At 69.0% G+C, this 15,792-nt stretch carries 20 protein-coding genes; 12 read left to right on the forward strand and 8 right to left on the reverse strand.

Annotation, left to right across the window (positions count from 1 at the left end; translation table 11 throughout):
• Positions 1-99: 99 nt before the first annotated feature.
• Together CGZ91_RS09765 and trpD are read left to right on the forward strand one after the other, a co-directional pair.
• Positions 100-534 (forward strand): response regulator transcription factor, encoded by a 435-nt coding sequence (locus CGZ91_RS09765; RefSeq protein ID WP_094454727.1) that lies wholly within the window; start codon positions 100-102, stop codon positions 532-534.
• Positions 531-1,577, forward strand: coding sequence for an anthranilate phosphoribosyltransferase (gene trpD, locus CGZ91_RS09770; protein ID WP_094454729.1), 1,047 nt, complete (start codon positions 531-533; stop codon positions 1,575-1,577). Before CGZ91_RS09765 ends, trpD begins: the two co-directional genes overlap by 4 nt.
• Positions 1,578-1,592: 15 nt before the next feature.
• On the opposite strand, the gene CGZ91_RS09775 is transcribed toward trpD, so the two are convergent.
• Together CGZ91_RS09775 and CGZ91_RS09780 are read right to left on the reverse strand one after the other, a co-directional pair.
• Positions 1,593-2,231 (reverse strand): hypothetical protein, encoded by a 639-nt coding sequence (locus CGZ91_RS09775; protein ID WP_094454731.1) that lies wholly within the window; start codon positions 2,229-2,231, stop codon positions 1,593-1,595.
• Positions 2,228-2,800: a hypothetical protein gene (locus tag CGZ91_RS09780; RefSeq protein WP_094454733.1), complete on the reverse strand. Its 573-nt coding sequence runs from the start codon at positions 2,798-2,800 to the stop codon at positions 2,228-2,230. The genes CGZ91_RS09775 and CGZ91_RS09780 overlap by 4 nt, the downstream gene beginning before the upstream one ends.
• Before the next feature lie 342 nt (positions 2,801-3,142).
• Here CGZ91_RS09780 and CGZ91_RS09785 point away from each other — a divergent pair, with 342 nt between their 5' ends.
• Positions 3,143-3,508, forward strand: coding sequence for a BlaI/MecI/CopY family transcriptional regulator (locus CGZ91_RS09785; protein WP_094449843.1), 366 nt, complete (start codon positions 3,143-3,145; stop codon positions 3,506-3,508).
• Positions 3,505-4,296 carry a M56 family metallopeptidase gene (locus CGZ91_RS09790; protein WP_094454735.1) on the forward strand — a complete coding sequence of 264 codons (792 nt, stop codon included), beginning with the start codon at positions 3,505-3,507 and terminating at the stop codon, positions 4,294-4,296. The genes CGZ91_RS09785 and CGZ91_RS09790 overlap by 4 nt, the downstream gene beginning before the upstream one ends.
• Before the next feature lie 14 nt (positions 4,297-4,310).
• Here the strand turns inward: CGZ91_RS09790 and CGZ91_RS09795 are convergent, their stop codons facing one another.
• From CGZ91_RS09795 to CGZ91_RS09805, 4 genes are all read right to left on the reverse strand, one after another.
• Positions 4,311-4,991 (reverse strand): DUF5134 domain-containing protein, encoded by a 681-nt coding sequence (locus CGZ91_RS09795; protein ID WP_179229305.1) that lies wholly within the window; start codon positions 4,989-4,991, stop codon positions 4,311-4,313.
• Between the two features lie 169 nt (positions 4,992-5,160).
• A complete protein-coding gene (locus CGZ91_RS14320; RefSeq protein WP_179229306.1) occupies positions 5,161-5,304 on the reverse strand; it encodes a hypothetical protein in 144 nt (47 codons plus the stop codon).
• Positions 5,301-5,582, reverse strand: coding sequence for an Lrp/AsnC family transcriptional regulator (locus CGZ91_RS09800; RefSeq protein ID WP_094449846.1), 282 nt, complete (start codon positions 5,580-5,582; stop codon positions 5,301-5,303). Before CGZ91_RS09800 ends, CGZ91_RS14320 begins: the two co-directional genes overlap by 4 nt.
• Positions 5,583-5,609: 27 nt before the next feature.
• Entirely contained in the window at positions 5,610-7,361 is a 1,752-nt protein-coding gene (locus CGZ91_RS09805) for a DEDD exonuclease domain-containing protein (RefSeq protein ID WP_094454739.1), read from the reverse strand.
• Between the two features lie 115 nt (positions 7,362-7,476).
• Between CGZ91_RS09805 and CGZ91_RS09810 the strand changes: the two genes are divergently transcribed.
• The 6 genes from CGZ91_RS09810 to CGZ91_RS09835 all read left to right on the forward strand — a co-directional run bounded on the left by CGZ91_RS09810 (position 7,477) and on the right by CGZ91_RS09835 (position 12,955).
• Entirely contained in the window at positions 7,477-8,634 is a 1,158-nt protein-coding gene (locus CGZ91_RS09810) for an LLM class flavin-dependent oxidoreductase (RefSeq protein WP_094454980.1), read from the forward strand.
• Complete coding sequence (locus tag CGZ91_RS09815) at positions 8,631-9,281, forward strand: CE1759 family FMN reductase (protein ID WP_094454741.1); 651 nt, start codon at positions 8,631-8,633, stop codon at positions 9,279-9,281. Before CGZ91_RS09810 ends, CGZ91_RS09815 begins: the two co-directional genes overlap by 4 nt.
• A gap of 126 nt (positions 9,282-9,407) precedes the next feature.
• On the forward strand, positions 9,408-9,590 hold the full coding sequence (locus CGZ91_RS09820) for a hypothetical protein (RefSeq protein ID WP_229116555.1): 183 nt from the start codon (positions 9,408-9,410) through the stop codon (positions 9,588-9,590).
• A 176-nt stretch (positions 9,591-9,766) separates the two neighbouring features.
• Entirely contained in the window at positions 9,767-10,990 is a 1,224-nt protein-coding gene (locus CGZ91_RS09825) for a C40 family peptidase (RefSeq protein WP_094454745.1), read from the forward strand.
• Between the two features lie 114 nt (positions 10,991-11,104).
• Positions 11,105-12,208, forward strand: coding sequence for a hypothetical protein (locus tag CGZ91_RS09830; RefSeq protein ID WP_094454747.1), 1,104 nt, complete (start codon positions 11,105-11,107; stop codon positions 12,206-12,208).
• Between the two features lie 123 nt (positions 12,209-12,331).
• On the forward strand, positions 12,332-12,955 hold the full coding sequence (locus tag CGZ91_RS09835; RefSeq protein WP_229116556.1) for a hypothetical protein: 624 nt from the start codon (positions 12,332-12,334) through the stop codon (positions 12,953-12,955).
• A gap of 108 nt (positions 12,956-13,063) precedes the next feature.
• On the opposite strand, the gene CGZ91_RS09840 is transcribed toward CGZ91_RS09835, so the two are convergent.
• Both CGZ91_RS09840 and CGZ91_RS09845 read right to left on the reverse strand, forming a co-directional pair.
• On the reverse strand, positions 13,064-13,531 hold the full coding sequence (locus CGZ91_RS09840) for a hypothetical protein (RefSeq protein WP_094454749.1): 468 nt from the start codon (positions 13,529-13,531) through the stop codon (positions 13,064-13,066).
• The gene (locus CGZ91_RS09845; RefSeq protein WP_094454751.1) at positions 13,524-14,303 is read right to left on the reverse strand and encodes an alpha/beta hydrolase; all 780 of its coding nucleotides are present in this window, start codon (positions 14,301-14,303) and stop codon (positions 13,524-13,526) included. Before CGZ91_RS09845 ends, CGZ91_RS09840 begins: the two co-directional genes overlap by 8 nt.
• 46 nt (positions 14,304-14,349) lie before the next feature.
• Here CGZ91_RS09845 and CGZ91_RS09850 point away from each other — a divergent pair, with 46 nt between their 5' ends.
• A complete protein-coding gene (locus CGZ91_RS09850; RefSeq protein ID WP_094454753.1) occupies positions 14,350-15,102 on the forward strand; it encodes a lysophospholipid acyltransferase family protein in 753 nt (250 codons plus the stop codon).
• The gene (locus CGZ91_RS09855; protein ID WP_094454755.1) at positions 15,102-15,767 is read left to right on the forward strand and encodes a response regulator; all 666 of its coding nucleotides are present in this window, start codon (positions 15,102-15,104) and stop codon (positions 15,765-15,767) included. Before CGZ91_RS09850 ends, CGZ91_RS09855 begins: the two co-directional genes overlap by 1 nt.
• The last annotated feature ends 25 nt before the right edge of the window (positions 15,768-15,792 follow it).

Raw genomic sequence — 15,792 nt, forward strand, 5'->3', positions numbered from 1 at the left:
AGGCTGGGCCCATCTGCTCAAAAAGGGTGTTTTCTGCACCTCGGGCAGTGGGTTTAGATGACGGATTGGTTGCCTAAATTACTTCGAGCAGGATGAGTGATGAACGAGTCGCACGCTGACACCTCGACGCCCACGGTCGACGTTCTTGTGTATTCCGACGACCGCCGCGTACGCGAGCAGGTTCGGGTCGCTCTCGGCCGCCGGCTCAGCGCTGACCTGCCCGAGCTGCGGGTGGTCGAGGCGGCCACCCAGCCGGCCGTCCTGGACGCCATGGACTCGGGCAAGATCAGCGTCGCCATCTTCGACGCCGAGGCGGTGCCCTCCGGCGGCATGGGTCTGTGCCGGCAGATGCACGACGAGATCCCCGACTGTCCGCCGATCATGGTGATCGTGGCCCGAGAGCAGGACGCCTGGCTGGCGACCTGGTCGCGAGCCGAGGCCGTCGCCGCGCACCCGGTCGATCCGATTCGCCTGCCCGGGCAGGTCGCCGACATGATGCGGCGAGCCGGCCTGGGGGTCGAGGCGAACGCGTGACCGCGCCGACCTGGCCCGACATCCTCACCAGCTTGGTGGACGGTGAGGACCTCTCGCCGGAGACCGCCCGGTGGGCGATGGGAGAGATCCTCACGGGCAATGCCAATCCGGTGCACCTGGCCGGTTTTGCGGTGGCGCTGCGCGCCAAGGGTGAGACCGTTGACGAACTGACCGGTTTGGCCGATGCCATGCTCGAGCGGGCCACCCCGATCGAGCTCGACACCGAGGCAGTCGACATCGTCGGCTCCGGCGGCGATCGTGCCAACACCGTCAACATCTCGACGATGGCTTCGGTGGTCGCGGCAGCAGCCGGCGCCAAGGTGGTCAAGCACGGCAACCGGGCCGCCTCCTCGGCGTCGGGTTCGGCTGACTGCCTCGAGGCTGCCGGGGTTGCCCTCAATCTGCCGCCGCAGGCCCAGGCCGAGGTGCTCGACCAAGCAGGCATCGCCTTCCTGTTCGCGCCGCACTACCACCCATCGCTGCGCCACGCTGGCCCCACCCGCAGTCAGTTGGGGATCCGGACGGTCTTCAACTTCCTCGGCCCCATCGCCAACCCGGCCCGGCCGGTCGCCCAGGCGATCGGCGTCGCCGACGAGCGGGTTGCCGCTCTTGTCGCCGGGGTGCTGTCCCGTCGCGGCAACCGCGGCATGGTCTTCCACGGCAAGGACGGTCTGGACGAGCTGACCACCACGACCACCTCACAGGTCTGGCTGTTCCGCGACGGCCGGATCGTGGAGACGGTTCTGGACCCGGCCGATCTCGGCGTACGCCCGGCCGCCCCGGCTGACCTGGTCGGCGGGGATCCGGCGCACAATGCGGGCGTGATGCGCGAGGTCTTCGCGGGCGCCCAGGGCCCGGTCCGCGACATCGTCGTGATCAATGCGGCCGCGGCGTTGCTGGCCTTCCACGGTCCCGATCTGGATGAGCCGATCGCCGACCAGTTCCGAGTGCAGTTCGAGGCGGCCGCCCGCGCCATTGATGAGGGGGCCGCCAGCGAGGTGCTGGAGCGGTGGGTGGCGCTCACCTCTGAGCGGGCCAGCTGAGCCGAGCCCCGCGGCTCAGCCCGCCAGCGCGGCCAACCAGGCCCCGGCCGCCAGGCCTGGAGCGTAGGGAAAGCCGTCTCGGCGACCCCGTGAGCGCCAGATGATGCCGGTCGCCGCACCCAGGGCGGTGCCGGCCACCATGCCCCACCACCAGGCTGGCCACCCCAGCGCGCCGAGGGCGGCGCCGGTGATGAGCACGAACCTGACGTCGCCAAATCCCAACCCCGCGCGCAGGCGCCACACCAGCCACAGGATCGCGGCTGCCGCACCGCCGCCGACCGCGCCCATCCAGATGATGTCGATGCGATCGTTGGCCCACGCTGATGCGATCAGCGCGAGTGCCGTCATGGCCCATCCGATCTGGCAGGGCAGGCGGGGCAGCCACGTTGTCGCGGCATCGATGCAGGCCAATGGCACCGCCACCATGACGACCACCGCCCACACCGGCGCCATCGCTGGGTCCAGTCGCAGCGCCAGCGGTGCGGCTGCCACCACGATCACCAACCGGGTGGCCCAGCGCCACCGCCCGGGCAGGTCGGCATAGGGCAGTTTGGTCTCGGCTCCCGGGGTGTCGGCAGGCGGTTCAGGCAACAGTCGCAGTGCCGGCCCCAACCCGACGCAGGCGATGAGGGCAGCCGCGATGAGCAGCATCATGGGCCGTCGGGGGTATCCACCGCCGGCTCGTCGTCGTCTTCGCCACCCCACAACATGTTGAGGACGTCGGCGCTCTCGCTGCCGGGGAGGTCGGCGCCGATGTCCCAGCAGGCAGCCATCGCGGTGACCAGGGTGCGCAGGCTGGTGCTGCCCTGGTAGCGGTCCGGGCCGGTCAAGGTGGCGGCCAAGGTGGTCGGCGTGACGCCGAGCAGGTCGGCGATGGTATCGAGCCGGTGGCCGCGCCGCAGCAGTTCGCCGACTGACCGCACCAACAGCCCGACCGGGACCCGCAGTGCCAGTCGGGTGGCGAGCCGCTCGATCGGCACGTCAGCAATCTGCCGGGCGTACGCAGCCGGCAACCGCCGGGGCATCCGTACGCCGCTGACCAGCCGTCGGATGATCGGCGAGGTGAGATTGCAGCTCAGTGCCACGGCCGCCGGTGACAGTCGCAGTGCGCTGGCCAAGAACTGGAGTCGGTGGCGGACCGGAGCAGCCGGCACCCACAGGTGCAGGTCGTCGTCGGCATTGTCCGGAACCGGTGGCAACGGTGTCATCAGTGTGGTGAGCATGGGTGCTCCTTTGTCGCATGACCCGTCGGGGGTGACGGGTTCAGGGTCCATTCCAACGATCGGAAGTGTCACCGGGCAAGGGTTAGGTGTTGTCCGTTTGGGTGGAGGTGTTGTCCGTTGGCGATGACCGGGAGCGTCAGCTTGACGCTGCCGACCGGCATTCCATGTCTGCTTCACGCGTTGGATCCCAACAGAAACCGATGTCTGGTTGAGCCTGAGAGCGTCGGGGTGGCGAGTTGGGCGGCAGCTGAATGGGCGGGTGTGCATCGCCGATGGACGTTTTCTCACGCTCGGTCTTCTCGCGCGTGACCTCGCGGGTGGTGCGCCGCTAGCATCGGTCCCATGGCAGGCGGACGACGAGAACACGGGGCGCTGGAGGCCGAGTTGCTCGGCATCCTTCGGTCCCGATCCGAGCCCGTCGCTGCCGCTGACCTGGTTGCGGCATGCGGTGAGCCACGGCCAGCGGGCACCACAGTGTTGACCGTCCTGGACCGGCTGCGAGCCAAGGGCTTGGTGGAGCGCCAGCAGTTCAGCCCCCGCCGGGTGCGCTGGCTGGCCGCCCCGGCGGCGTTCGTTGATCCCAGTGAAGCGTTGTCCCGACTCAGCGGCGCTGACCGGGAGGCTGTGCTGCTGAAGTTTGCCGGCAACCTGGACGCCGCCGACGTCGACTTCTTGCGCAGCGCGGTGGCGCGCCGCGATCCCCGATGACGGCGTTGCTGCTGCCGGCGGCCCTGTTCCTGGCGGCCCTGCTGACGGTGCTCGGGGTCCCGGTCGCCTTGGTTGGAGCTTGGCAGGTCGACCGGCCCAAGCTGGCGCTGACGGCCTGGTTTGCGGCCCTGGTGCTGGGGGGTGGCTGTGCGGTTGCCTCGGTTGTCGCGGCGGTCGCCGCTGCGGGTGAAGGGCGACCGGGATCGTGGGCGGCCTGGTTGTGGGCCTGGGTCGGTGTGGCTGGGGCCATTGCTGTGGTCGGGCTGGTCAGCGGTCTGAGCGGGCCGATGGCCGACGCCGAGCGATGGTCGCTGCGGCGGCTCGCGCCGATCGCCACCGAACGTCTGGACCGGGGCACCTTCACCTTGGTCCGCTTCGCGCATCCGGCTCCAGTGGCGATCGCAGTGCCTGGGCGGCGCCCCGAGATCATGGTCTCGGACTCCTTGGAGTCACTGTTGTCGCGCGGTCAGCTGCAGGCGGTGCTGGCCCATGAGTACGCCCATCTGCGCGGCCGCCACGGGGTGCTGATGCGGCTGGCCGAGCTGAATGCAGCCTGCCTTCCCTTCCTGCCCGCCGCCGACCGCCTTCGGCGAGCCACCAGGCTCCTGATCGAACTGGCCGCCGATGATGTCGCGGCTCGTCAGGTCGGCGCGGAGCAGTTGGCCACCGCTCTGGAGGCCCTGGCCGATGAGGGGGGTGCTCCTGGCGCCGCGGAGCGCGCGGTGCGGTTGCGCGGGCACAGCCAGCAGGAACTGCCACGTGGGTTGCCGGCGGCACTCCAGGTGTGAGCCACCGCGCTCCGTCAGAACATCATGATGTTGAGGGCGGACATGCCCAACAGCATGGCGAGCATGACCAGGGCGTCGGGGCCGGCGCCGTTCCAGGCCCACCGGCGGGGCGTGTCGTCCGTGGGTTGACGCCGCTGACGCACCCAGATCACCACCACAGCGACGGCTCCGATGAGCATCGCCAGAGTCACCACGACCCCCAGGCCGAGCGCCAGCGGACTCATTCCCATGTCCGTGCCGGGCATGTCCATCCCTGGCATGTCGGCCCCGTGACCACCGTGCATGTCGTGACCACCGTGCATGTCGTGCCCACCGTGCATGTCGTGCCCACCGCCGCCAGGGGCGTGGCTCGGTGGCATCACCGCGACCATCCACACCATGGCCAGCATCATGACCACATGCAGCAGCTGGTGCCAGACGCCCCCGCGATGGTGCTGGCCGACCGCCTCGCGGGCGGCGAGGATGGCAAACCATGCCGCGCCCAGGGTGAAGGCGATCAACTGCGCCAGCCATGGCAGGTTCCACCACCACGGCCATGCCATGGCGACCATCACCAGGGCCATCAGCAGATGCCACAGGTGGGATGCCACCAGAATCGGCTGGCCGCGATCGGTGACGGCGCGGGCGCCCAGATGGAGAGCACTGAGGCCGAAGATGACGGTGAGCAGCCATGGGAGGATGAGGTCGCTGACCACGGCGGTGCCTTTCTCTACAAAACGTAGAGAACGATAGGGCAGTCGGCTTCCCTGCGCCAGCCGGGGACCTCGGGTGTCGGCCGCGCGCATTGGTCAACTCGACAGCCTGAATGCGCATCCCGGGGCCAACAGCCGGGATCGAGTTGCCCCATATGGGCGGTGGCGTGGATCAGGGCGTCGGCGTACCGACGGCGGTCGTCGGTTCCACCGTCGCCGGTGGCAGCTCAGCGGGCTGCGTGGACCACCAGGCAAAGCCCATCGCGGCCAAGGCGGCAACCAGTGCCGCCAGGGTGCCGAACAGGCTCCGACTCACGCCTGCGGGCCGAGGGCGAAGGCCGCCTCGAGGTCGTGGCGCGAGTAGGCGCGGAAGGCGATGTGGGTCAATGTCTCCACGACTCCCGGGATCTTGTTCAGATGGTCGGCCACGACCGTCGCCACGGCTTCGTGGTCGCGGACCCGCACCATTGCGATGAGGTCGATCTCGCCGGTGACGGAATAGACCTCGGTGACGCCGTCCAAGCCCGCGATCTTCTCGGCGACCTCAGGGATCTGGGCAACATCGGCATGGACGAAAACGATCGCGGTAATCATGCGAGCAGTCTAGGCATCAGGTGATCGTCACGCTCGGCTGAGTCGGCTTCCCGGCCTGGCGGTGTCGGGCTGGGCGTGACCGATCCGCAGCGGCCAGCTCCAGTCGCCGTCGACCTCGATCAAGCGAACGCCGGGTTGTTCCAGCCAGTCCGCGACGCACAGCACCTCGTCCAGGCTGGCCGTGAGCTCGCCCTCGAGCTTGGGTGCCGGCACCGGTTCTGCCACCGCGAGCAGGTCACTGACCAGATCCAGCGGGTCGGTGCCGACTCCGGCAAACCCCGAGCCGACCAGTCGGCCGTGGCGGATCACGTGGAGCTGCCAACCGGGTCGGGTGCGGCCGTGGTCGCTGGCCTGCCAGCGGGCTGCGACCAGCTGAGGCAGTCGGGTCAGGGCGGTGGTGCGGTGGTGGCGTCGCAGCACCGCGGCAAAGGTCTCCAGTTGGTTTCGCAGCGCGGCCGCCTCCTCGTATCGCTCCTGTTCGGCGAGTCGGCGCAGCCGATCCATCACCCGGGCCCGCACCGGCTCCGGATCGCACTGCCAGGCGGACTCGACGGCGGCGACGAGTTCGGCGTACGCAGATGGCTCGACCTGCATCGTGCAGGGCGCGACACAGCGATCCAGCTCGGCCAGTGCGCAACTGGGGCTGGCCTTGCTGGCCGCCAGCCGAGTGGTGCAGCGGCGGATCGGAAAGGTGTCGTGCAGCAGGTCCAGGCAGGCCTCCGCCTCGGTGCGGCTGCGTAGCGGGCCCAGGTGGCTGCTGCCGTCATCGCGCAGCGTCCGCACCACCGACAGCCGCGGCCAGGGTTCCTGGGTGCGTCGCAGCCAGCTGGCCTTCTCCGGGCGGGTGGAGCGTCGGTTGTAGCGAGGACGGTGGGCGTGGATGAGCCGGATCTCGCGGACCTGGGCCTCGAGTGGGGTCGGGCAGACAACGTGGTCGACGCCCTCGGCGACCCGGATCATCTCCTCCATCCGTCGGCGCCGTTCTGCTGCGGTGAAGTAGCTGCCGACCCGGCGCCGCAGATTGCGGGAGGTCCCGACGTAGAGCACTTCCCGGCCACCGGGGGAGTCCGGGTTGGTGCGCCAGAACCAGTACACGCCGGGCCGCTCGGGCAGATCCTGGGCCCAGCGCCGGCGCACGCGACGGGTCACCGACACCTGGCGGCTGAATTCCTGCAGGTCCTCCAGGGTGTGCACGCCCAGGTTGCCCACTCGCTCGATCAGGGCATGCAGCACTTCGACGGTGGCGCGGGCGTCGGTGAGAGCGCGGTGATCCGGGGTGGTGGTGGCTCCCAGGTGTGCGGCCAGGGTTGCGAGCTTGTGGTTGCGCACCTCCCGGCCGAGGATCGAGCGCGCCAAAGCGACGGTGTCGAGCACCGGGTTGCCGGGCCAGGGTTCACCGGCGTCGGCGCACGCTCGCTTGAGGAAGCCGACGTCGAAGCGCGCGTTGTGCGCGACCAGCGTGGCGCCGCGACTGAACTCCAGCCAACTGGGCAGCGCCGTGGCCAGCGGCGGTGCCTGCATCACCATGCTGTTGCTGATCCCGGTCAGTGCGGTGATCAGCGCCGGGATCCCGGCGCTCGGTCGGACCAAGGTCTGGAACTCGCCCAGTCGCTGCCCGCCGCGCACCTTCACCGCGCCGAACTCGGTGATCTCGGCGTCCGCGCCGGCGCCAGTGGTCTCCAGGTCGACCACACAGAAGGTCACCTCGGCAAGGAACTGTCCGGTCTCGGCGAGCGTGGGTTGGGACGTTGGCCAGGAATGCGGGGCGGTGGCAGGCATGGGGGCAACGTAGGTGGAGGCACTGACACAAACCGCCGAGGAGTGTCGGAATAATCGCGAGGGGGATAGAGTTGACATGTCACCAACCCGGCACCAGAAGCTCCCGGAGGAGATCATGCAGTTCGGCATCTTCAGCATTGTGGACATCACTCCCGACCCGGTGACCGGCAAGGTCCCCACCGAGCAGGCGCGGCTGCGCCAGCTGGTCGACGAGGCCGTGCTGGCTGAGCAGGTCGGCCTGGACGTGTTCGGCATCGGTGAGCACCACAACCCGCCCTTCGTCACCTCCTCGCCGACCACCACGCTGGCCTGGATCGCCGCCAAGACCGAGCGGCTCCAGCTCACGACCACGACGACGCTGATCACCACCAATGACCCGGTGAAGATCGCCGAGGACTACGCGATGCTCCAGCACCTCAGTGGTGGTCGGATCGACCTGACTCTGGGGCGCGGCAACACCGGACCGGTCTATCCCTGGTTCGGTCAGGACATCCGCAAGGGGCTGGAACTCGCCATCGAGAACTACGAGCTGCTGCACCGCCTGTGGCGCGAGGACGTCGTGGACTGGGAGGGCAACTTCCGTACGCCTCTGCAGCAGTTCACCGCCACGCCACGACCCCTGGACGGTGTGCCTCCCTTCGTGTGGCACGGGTCCATCCGGACCCCGCAGATCGCCGAGCAGGCGGCGTACTACGGCGACGGCTTCTTCCACAACAACATCTTTTGGCCCACCAGTCACACCAAGCAGATGATTGATCTCTACCGTCAGCGCTATGAGCACCATGGTCATGGTTCGGCCGACCAGGCGATCGTGGGTCTGGGGGGCCAGTTCTTCGCCCGGCCCAACTCGCAGGATGCGGTGAAGGAATTCCGGCCCTACTTCGACAACGCCCCGGTCTATGGCCACGGGCCCTCGCTGGAGGACTTCACTGCCCAGACTCCGCTGACGGTCGGTTCGCCGCAACAGGTGATCGAGCGCTACCTCACGATGCGCGAGCTGATGGGCGACTACCAGAGGCAGCTCTTCCTCATCGACCACGCCGGCCTGCCGGCCTCGACGGTGAAGGAGCAGATCGAGATCCTGGGCACGCAGATCGTGCCCGAGCTTCGCAAGGAGATGGAGAAGGACCGTCCCGCTGGTGTGCCGGATGCCCCCTCCCACGCCGCTCGGGTTGCCGCCCGGGACGCGGCCGAGGGCCCGTGGGATGAGCGCTACCGATTCTCCACCGGCAGCAACTGGACCCAGCTTCTTGACGAGGAGGACCGAGCATGAGCGCCAACCATCAGATCAACCAGACCCCGACCCGGCCGGTGCGGCTGGTCGCCATCCAGGCCGGCCTGGCGGTGCCGTCCTCGACGCGAATGCTCACCGACCTGCTGGTGCGCGCCAGCGCGCGGGCGGTGCGGGAGTCCGGTGCAGAGGTGGCCACCGAGGTCATCGACGTACGCGATCACGCTCACGCCATCGCCGATGCGATGCTGACCCGGTTTCCCAGCGACGAGCTGGGGGCGGTCATCCGCTCGATCACCGAGGCCGACGGCGTCATCGCCGCCACGCCGATCTTCAATGCCAGCTATGCCGGGCTGTTCAAGTCGTTCATGGACGTGATCGACCCGCAGGTCTTCGGTGGCAAGCCGGTCCTGATGGGCGCCACTGCCGGGACGCCGCGACACTCGCTGGCGCTGGAGCACGCGCTGCGGCCGTTGTTCAGCTATCTGCGTGCCGACGTCACCCCGACGGCGGTCTTTGCCGCCACGGACGACTTCGCAGCGAAGGCCGCCGGTGGCGCGTTGGCTGAGCGGGCCGAGCGGGCCGGTGGAGAACTGGCGGCGAAGGCGATCCGGATCGCTGCCGCCGATGCGCCGGCGTACGACGAGATGGCTGACTTCGTCGACATGGGGGAGCTGTTGTGCCGCTGAGAGACGAAGAATCTCTCAGGTCGACACAAAAGTGTCGGAGGTGGCGGGCACGCTGCCCACATGGAGTCAATGAGCATTGATTGTGGGCAGTGTGCCGTCCGTGGTTCGGGCTGTGAGGATTGTGTCGTGGCGGTCCTGTTGGGCTTCGAACAGCCCGGAGCTGCGGTCCGGAAGCTGGCGCGTCCCTACCTGAGCGAAGGGTTGCTGTTGGACCAAGAGCAAGATCACGCGTTGGGGGTGCTGAATCGCGGCGGGTTGCTGCCGCCGCTGCGCATGGTGGCCGATGGGCGGTCCCGACCGACGGGCTGAGCCAAAGATGGCCGGAACCGGCCGCGTGAAGGTCCGGCCAAGGGTTTGCCCTGAACTGAGACGTCACTTATGGTTTTCTCAGCGTCAGTCGGATTGGGTTCCAGCCAGGGCCCGAGCTGCGCGAGTCGGCATCAGGACTTCCCCCCACGGTGCCGGGTGTTGATCGAGGAGTGTGTGTGAACGTTCCGTTCCGCGTACGACTGGGGGCCGGTGTCGCTGCCGTTGCGCTGTCCCTGTCCCTGACCGCTGAGGCCGCTTGGGCACAGCCGAGCACCCTCGAGGAGGCCCGGCAGCAGGTTGAGAAGCTCCGCATGGAGTCCTCGGCCCTGGACCAGGAGTACGCCGGGGTGCAGGAGCGCCTCGTGCAGGCCCAGCAGAGCCTCGCCACCCAGCAGGAAGACCTGGGGGAGCAGCGCGCCAAGGTGAACGAATTGCGCGCCCAGACCACCCAGGTCGCGTTGCTCCGTTATCAGCAGCGCTCGGTGGATCCCACTCTGTCGCTCGTCTTCTCCTCGGAGAAGGACAGCTACCTCGGCCATGCCTCCACCATGGAGCAGCTGAGCCGCAACCAGAACGCCGCCCTGCAGCGCTTCCAGGCCGCGCAGGCTGATCTGGCCGATCTGGAGCGCAGCGCGCAGGCCGAGACCGAGAAGATCGCCGCCAGCGAGCGCGAGATGGGCGAGCTGCGTGAGGCCTCCGAGGAGAAGCTCGTCGAGGCCGAGCGGGTCCTCGATCGCCTCACCGAGGAAGAGCGCCAGCGGCTGGCCGCGGAGGAGGCTCAGCGTGAGCGCGAGGCGCAGGAGCGTGCCGAGGCTGCTCAGCAGCAGGTCGAGTCGACCTCCGGGGGTTCCCAGGACAACGGCCGCTCCGAGCGTTCCTCGCGGTCCGGTTCCTCTCGCACTGGCGGCGGCTCCGAGTCCAGCAATTCGGGTGGCTCGAGCAACTCCGGCGACTCCGGTGACTCGGGCGACTCGGGTGACTCGGGTGACTCGGGCGACTCCGGTGACTCGGGCGACTCCGGTGAGGTGGCACCGCCCCCGAGCGGCAGCCGCGCCCAGGCCGCGGTGGCCTTCGCCAAGTCCCAGCTCGGCAAGCCCTACCGCTACGGCGCCACCGGCCCTGGCTCCTACGACTGCTCCGGTTTCACCGGTGCCGCATGGAAGGCGGCCGGCGTGAGCCTGCCGCGCACCTCCCGCGCCCAGGCCGGAGCCGGCCAGTCCGTCTCGCTGAGCAACCTGCAACCGGGCGACTTGGTCTTCTACTACAGCCCGATCAGCCACGTCGCGATCTACGTCGGTGGCGGCCAGGTCATTCACGCACCGAGCTCGGGCAAGAGCGTCTCCTACGCTCCGGTGAGCTATGGCGGCATGAAGCCGGTCTCGGCTCGCCGCGTCGGCTGATGAGTCGCCCGTGAGCGACCCCGCCTCGTGAGCAGGTCTTCATCGTTCTCCACCCCGGTCCATCAGGGCCGGGGTGGAGTCGTCTTGGCCCGGCGGTCACTCCTGGTTGGACTGGTGGGCGGCGTCGTTGTCGGCTGTACGCCCGACGCCGGGCCAGCTGACGGCGACGGGCTGGCCCAGATCCAGGACGTGGCCGATGCGCTCTGTGCGGCGATGGCGGCACGGGACCGGTCCGGATTCGAGGCGGCGGGGTCCGCCGAAGCGCTGGAACAGCTGTGGCAGGTGACCGGATTGGGAGCGCCACTGCAGATCGATCGGATCGAGGTCATCGGCTGGCGCGAGATCGATGGTCGCACCGGAGTGGACTGCCGCTGGCACTGGCGCTGGCCCGACGATCCGATGCGGGCCGGCTCCGGGGTGGCGGCTGGGGCGGTCAGTGAGCTGCCGATGACACTCGTACGCCGGGGGCAGCGCTGGCTCGTCGGCGGGCTGGTGCCCGTCGCGTCAGCACCGGCCTGGTGGAGTGGCGCGGTCGAGTCCATCCGGCCGCTCGACCTCGCCGGTGGTGTCAGCAGCGTCGTCGTCGCCCGGCCCGGACCCGGCGTGGACCTGGCCCCGGTATGGACGGAGCGCTGGGCTGCTGCCGGTCAACGGCTGGCCGAGCGGGGGCGCGATGGCGTGCTGGCGGAGGGGTGGCCTGTGGTCCTGGAGCTCGGCTCTGGCGAGGATCTGGGCGGGCTCGCGGCGCGCACGTCCAGGGTGGCGGGCGAGCCGCCGGCGTACACCATCACGCTGGCGGCCGACCAGCTCGCCGATCAGGAGGACGAGCCGGCGATCACACTGCTGCACCACGAGCTGATCCACGCGGTCAGTGGGTCCCCCGATGCTGCCGCGCCGCTGTGGATCATCGAGGGGTACGCCGAATGGCACGCCTTGGCTGGTTCCCCCGGCTCGGCGCAATTGATACGCGAGCGGGTCCTGCCGCGGTGGCAGGGCGGGGACCCGGCCGTGCCTGAGGACGCTGACTTCAGTGCTACCGACCTCGACGTCGCCTATGCCCGTGCCTGGTCGGCGATGCTGGCGCTCGAGGAGCTGGTCGGTGTCGACGCACTGGAGGCCGTGGTGGCGGCGGCCTACCGCGGTGAGCTCGACCGCGGGCTGAGGCGGGCCGGGGTGGGCCTCGAGGAGATCAACGCCGCAGCTGCACGCGTGAGGTAGGCGGCGCTGGAGGGCGACATCTCATGTGTGAGGTGAAACACACCGCGGCTGCTGGCGGATCGAGATGACTACTACGTAACATAGTAGTTGTCCGAAGGAACTTCTCCAGGAGGGAGAAACGACATGACCGCCATCCACCACCGATCCGAGGGCACTCAGCAGCGAGAGACCGCTGAGCAGGTCCAGGACACGCGCGAAGTCAAGGCCGAGGCCCCCGTTGGGGCCGCTGAGGTCACCATGCAGACCGACATCGTCCGCAGCCCGTTCGCCCGTGGTGCACTGGCCTTCATGCGGATCGTCACCGGATGGCTGTTCCTGTGGGCCTTCCTCGACAAGTTGTTCGGCCTCAACCACGCCACCCCGGTGGAGCGAGCCTGGCTCAACGGCGGCAGCCCGACCGCAGGCTTCCTCGCCAACGCCGAGGGCCCGTTCGGAGCTACCTTCCAGTCGATGGCCAGCGCCGCCCCGGTGCTCGACTGGATCTTCATGATCGGTCTGCTCGGCCTGGGCGTTGCCCTGGTCACCGGAGCCGGTGTCAAGATCGCAGCGATCGCTGGCACCGTGCTGGTGGCGATGATGTATCTGGCCACCTTTCCGCTCGGCGCTGCCGGGGCCACCAACCCCATCACCACCAGCCACTGGCTGGAGGCAGCCGCCATGATCGTCGTCGCCGCCACCCGGGCAGGAGACACATTCGGGCTCGGCAAGATCTGGGCGAAGTACGTGGGCGATTCGATCTGGCGCTGACCCGCGGGTGCGGGCAACCGCCAAGCCCGACACCTCACTCACCACCAGCTACGACGACCACGGCCCCGGCAACTGCCGGGGCCGTGGGCCGTGTCTGGGGCACCTGGGTCAGACGACCGCGCCGTCGTCATCCGGCGGTCGGGAGCGGGGCAGTTGCGAGATCAGCAACACGAACCCGCCGACGAAGGCGCCGACTGTCAGCCAACCGACCCAGCCGGGCAAGGTCACGCCCAGTAGCACCAGGATCACAGCGGTCACTGACCAGGCCACGCCGATGGCGCCGAGCACGGCGGAGAAGGTCCAGGCTCGCATCGGGGGCAGCGGCTCGCCGACCTGGCCCGGTGGTACGTCCTCCCACCCGTCTGCTTCGTCGTCGAAGTCGTCCTCGTCGTCAGGGTCGGCGAGCCAGATCGGCAGGCCGTCCTCGTCGGTGCGGTGGTCGCGGGGGCTGCGGTCGCTCGGCTGCGGAGCCGCAGGAGCGTCGGGGAAGCTGGCCTCGATCATGGCGCGAAACTCGCGGTCGATCGCGTCGACGTCACGGTCCGGGCTGCCGGGGCGGTCAGGGGAGTCAGCCACGGTCGGCCGCCTGGTCCAACTCGGCGAGGAAACGCACCGATTCGGTTGCGATGACGTCGGCATCGTTGTCCAAGGTCGCGACGTGGTAGCTGTTCGGCAGGCTGACCCGACGCAGGTTCTCGCTGGCCAGCGAGGTCATCAACAGCTCCTCGGACCGGTCATCGACCACATGGTCCACCGTTGATCGGAGCAGCAGGACCGGCTGGCGTACGCCGCTGAGTCGCGGCCGCAGATCCTGCCACAGGTCGTGCAACTGCTCCACGGCCGCGGTGGGAGTGCGGGAGTATGCGCCCTCGTTGGTGCCGGGCTTGCTGGTGTCATTGGCGATCGCCGGGGTGGTGGCCACCAGCCGCTTCAGGAGGCCGGCCAGCGGGATCCGAGGATCCTTGCTGCCCACCGCCGGGTTGACCAACATCAGCCCTGCGACCCGGTCAGGGAAGCGGGCCGCCAGCCGCAGCGACAGGGCACCACCCATCGACAAGGCACCCAACACCACTCGGTCATGCCGGCCGAGCAGTTCGGCGTGGGCGACGGCGAGGCTGGCATACCAATCCGCCCAGTCGGTCTGGGCCAGGTCCTGCCAACTGGTGCCGTGACCGGCGAGCAGCGGCACGCTGACCTCATGGCCAGCCTCCCGCAGCGCCTGCGCCCACGGTTCCATCGACACCGGCGATCCAGTGAAGCCGTGACACAGCAGCACTGCCGACTTCGACTCGTCGACGTGCTGAGTCCGCGCGGTGTCCTCCCGCGGGTCGTGTCCGGAATCCGCCACACCGGCATCCTACCCACTAGTGTGGCGGTGATTCGAGGGAGGAAGCGTGTTCTACCAGCTGTTCAAGTATCTGCTGTTCGTGCCGGTGTTCCGGCTGGTGTGCCGACCTTGGACGAAGGGCCACGAGAACGTCCCCAGGGCAGGAGGTGGGCTCTTGGTCAGCAATCACATCTCCTGGGGTGACACGATCATCCTGCCGGTGATGCTGCGCCGGCGGGTGACCTTCCCGGCCAAGGCCGAACTCTTCAACGGCACCAGTCCTGGTGCCCGGCTGGTCGGCTGGTTCCTCAAGCAGGCCGGCATTCTGCCGATCGACCGAGGCGGCGGCAAGGCCAGCAGCGAGGCGCTGACCGCGATGACCGACATCGTCAAGAGCGGCACCCTGCTGGCGATGTACCCCGAGGGCACCCGATCCCCGGACGGTCGCCTCTACAAGGGTAAGACCGGAGCTGCGCGCGTCGCCCTGGAGACCGGCTGTCCGGTGATCCCGGTCGGGATGAGCAACACCGAGGTCATCAAGGGTCGGGGGCTGCCGCGGATGGATCGCCCCGGCGTCCTGATCGGCAAGCCGGTGGACCTGTCCCGATTCCGGGGTCGTCCGATCGATGCCGGTGTGCTGCGCGACGCCACAGACGCGATCATGGCTGACATCCAGAAGCTGACCGGTCAGGAGTACGTCGACCTCTACGGCGCCGTGGTGAAGTCGGGCAGCTATGCCGGCGACGTCGACGCCAAGGTGCTGCCCCACCCGGGCTGGAAGGCGCCGGTCGAGGCCGGGGACGACTCCGAGCAGCGCTGATGCCGAGCGTGATGCTGGTCGACCACCATCCGTTGTGGATCGAAGCGTTGGCCGGCGTACTCGAGGACGAAGGTTTCGACATCGCCGCCATCGCCGAGAGTGGCGCGGATGCGCTGGTCCGGGCCCGGGCCACGCGGCCCGATCTGATCGTCATGGACCTTGACATTCCCACTCCTGACGGTGCCGCCTGCACCGAAGCGTTGGTGGGCGAGGACCGGGACGTACGAGTGGTGATGCTGGCGGCCTCCAGCCGGCCCGAGGACGTACGCCGCTGTGTGGCGGCCGGCGCGATGGGCTATCTGCTCAAGACCGCCCGGCCCGGAGAGATCCTGGCCGGCATCCAGCGAGCCCTGGCCGGTGAGGCCGTCTTCGCTGCGGAGGTGTCGGCCGCCCTGCTGGAGGACTTCCGCAACCCACCGGCCGCGCCCCATCCGGAGCCGGTCGACCCGGTGCTGACCGCACGGGAGCGAGAACTGCTCGCCTGGGTGGCGCGAGGCCTTCCCTACCGGCAGATCGCCGAGGAGCTCAGCGTCTCCCACCGCACCGTGCAGAATCACGTCCACAACATGCTCGCGAAGACCGGCACCGCCAACCGGGTCGAGTTGACCTTGTGGGGGCAGCGCGCCGGGATCATCTCGGTGGGCTCAGGATCTGAAAACCGCTGAGGCCGCTACCGGCGACCCCATAAGC

The organism is Parenemella sanctibonifatiensis (genome assembly GCF_002250565.1).
GTDB classification, from domain to species: Bacteria; Actinomycetota; Actinomycetes; order Propionibacteriales; family Propionibacteriaceae; genus Parenemella; species Parenemella sanctibonifatiensis.

Excerpts from the sequence above, each read along its gene's own strand:
- CGZ91_RS09765 (WP_094454727.1), top strand. The coding sequence starts at position 100 with ATGAACGAGTCGCACGCTGACACCTCGACGCCCACGGTCGACGTTCTT.
- CGZ91_RS09775 (WP_094454731.1), bottom strand. The coding sequence starts at position 2,231 with ATGATGCTGCTCATCGCGGCTGCCCTCATCGCCTGCGTCGGGTTGGGG.
- CGZ91_RS09780 (WP_094454733.1), bottom strand. The coding sequence starts at position 2,800 with ATGCTCACCACACTGATGACACCGTTGCCACCGGTTCCGGACAATGCC.
- CGZ91_RS09785 (WP_094449843.1), top strand. The coding sequence starts at position 3,143 with ATGGCAGGCGGACGACGAGAACACGGGGCGCTGGAGGCCGAGTTGCTC.
- CGZ91_RS09790 (WP_094454735.1), top strand. The coding sequence starts at position 3,505 with ATGACGGCGTTGCTGCTGCCGGCGGCCCTGTTCCTGGCGGCCCTGCTG.
- CGZ91_RS09800 (WP_094449846.1), bottom strand. The coding sequence starts at position 5,582 with ATGATTACCGCGATCGTTTTCGTCCATGCCGATGTTGCCCAGATCCCT.
- CGZ91_RS09805 (WP_094454739.1), bottom strand. The coding sequence starts at position 7,361 with ATGCCTGCCACCGCCCCGCATTCCTGGCCAACGTCCCAACCCACGCTC.
- CGZ91_RS09810 (WP_094454980.1), top strand. The coding sequence starts at position 7,477 with ATGCAGTTCGGCATCTTCAGCATTGTGGACATCACTCCCGACCCGGTG.
- CGZ91_RS09815 (WP_094454741.1), top strand. The coding sequence starts at position 8,631 with ATGAGCGCCAACCATCAGATCAACCAGACCCCGACCCGGCCGGTGCGG.
- CGZ91_RS09835 (WP_229116556.1), top strand. The coding sequence starts at position 12,332 with ATGACCGCCATCCACCACCGATCCGAGGGCACTCAGCAGCGAGAGACC.
- CGZ91_RS09855 (WP_094454755.1), top strand. The coding sequence starts at position 15,102 with ATGCCGAGCGTGATGCTGGTCGACCACCATCCGTTGTGGATCGAAGCG.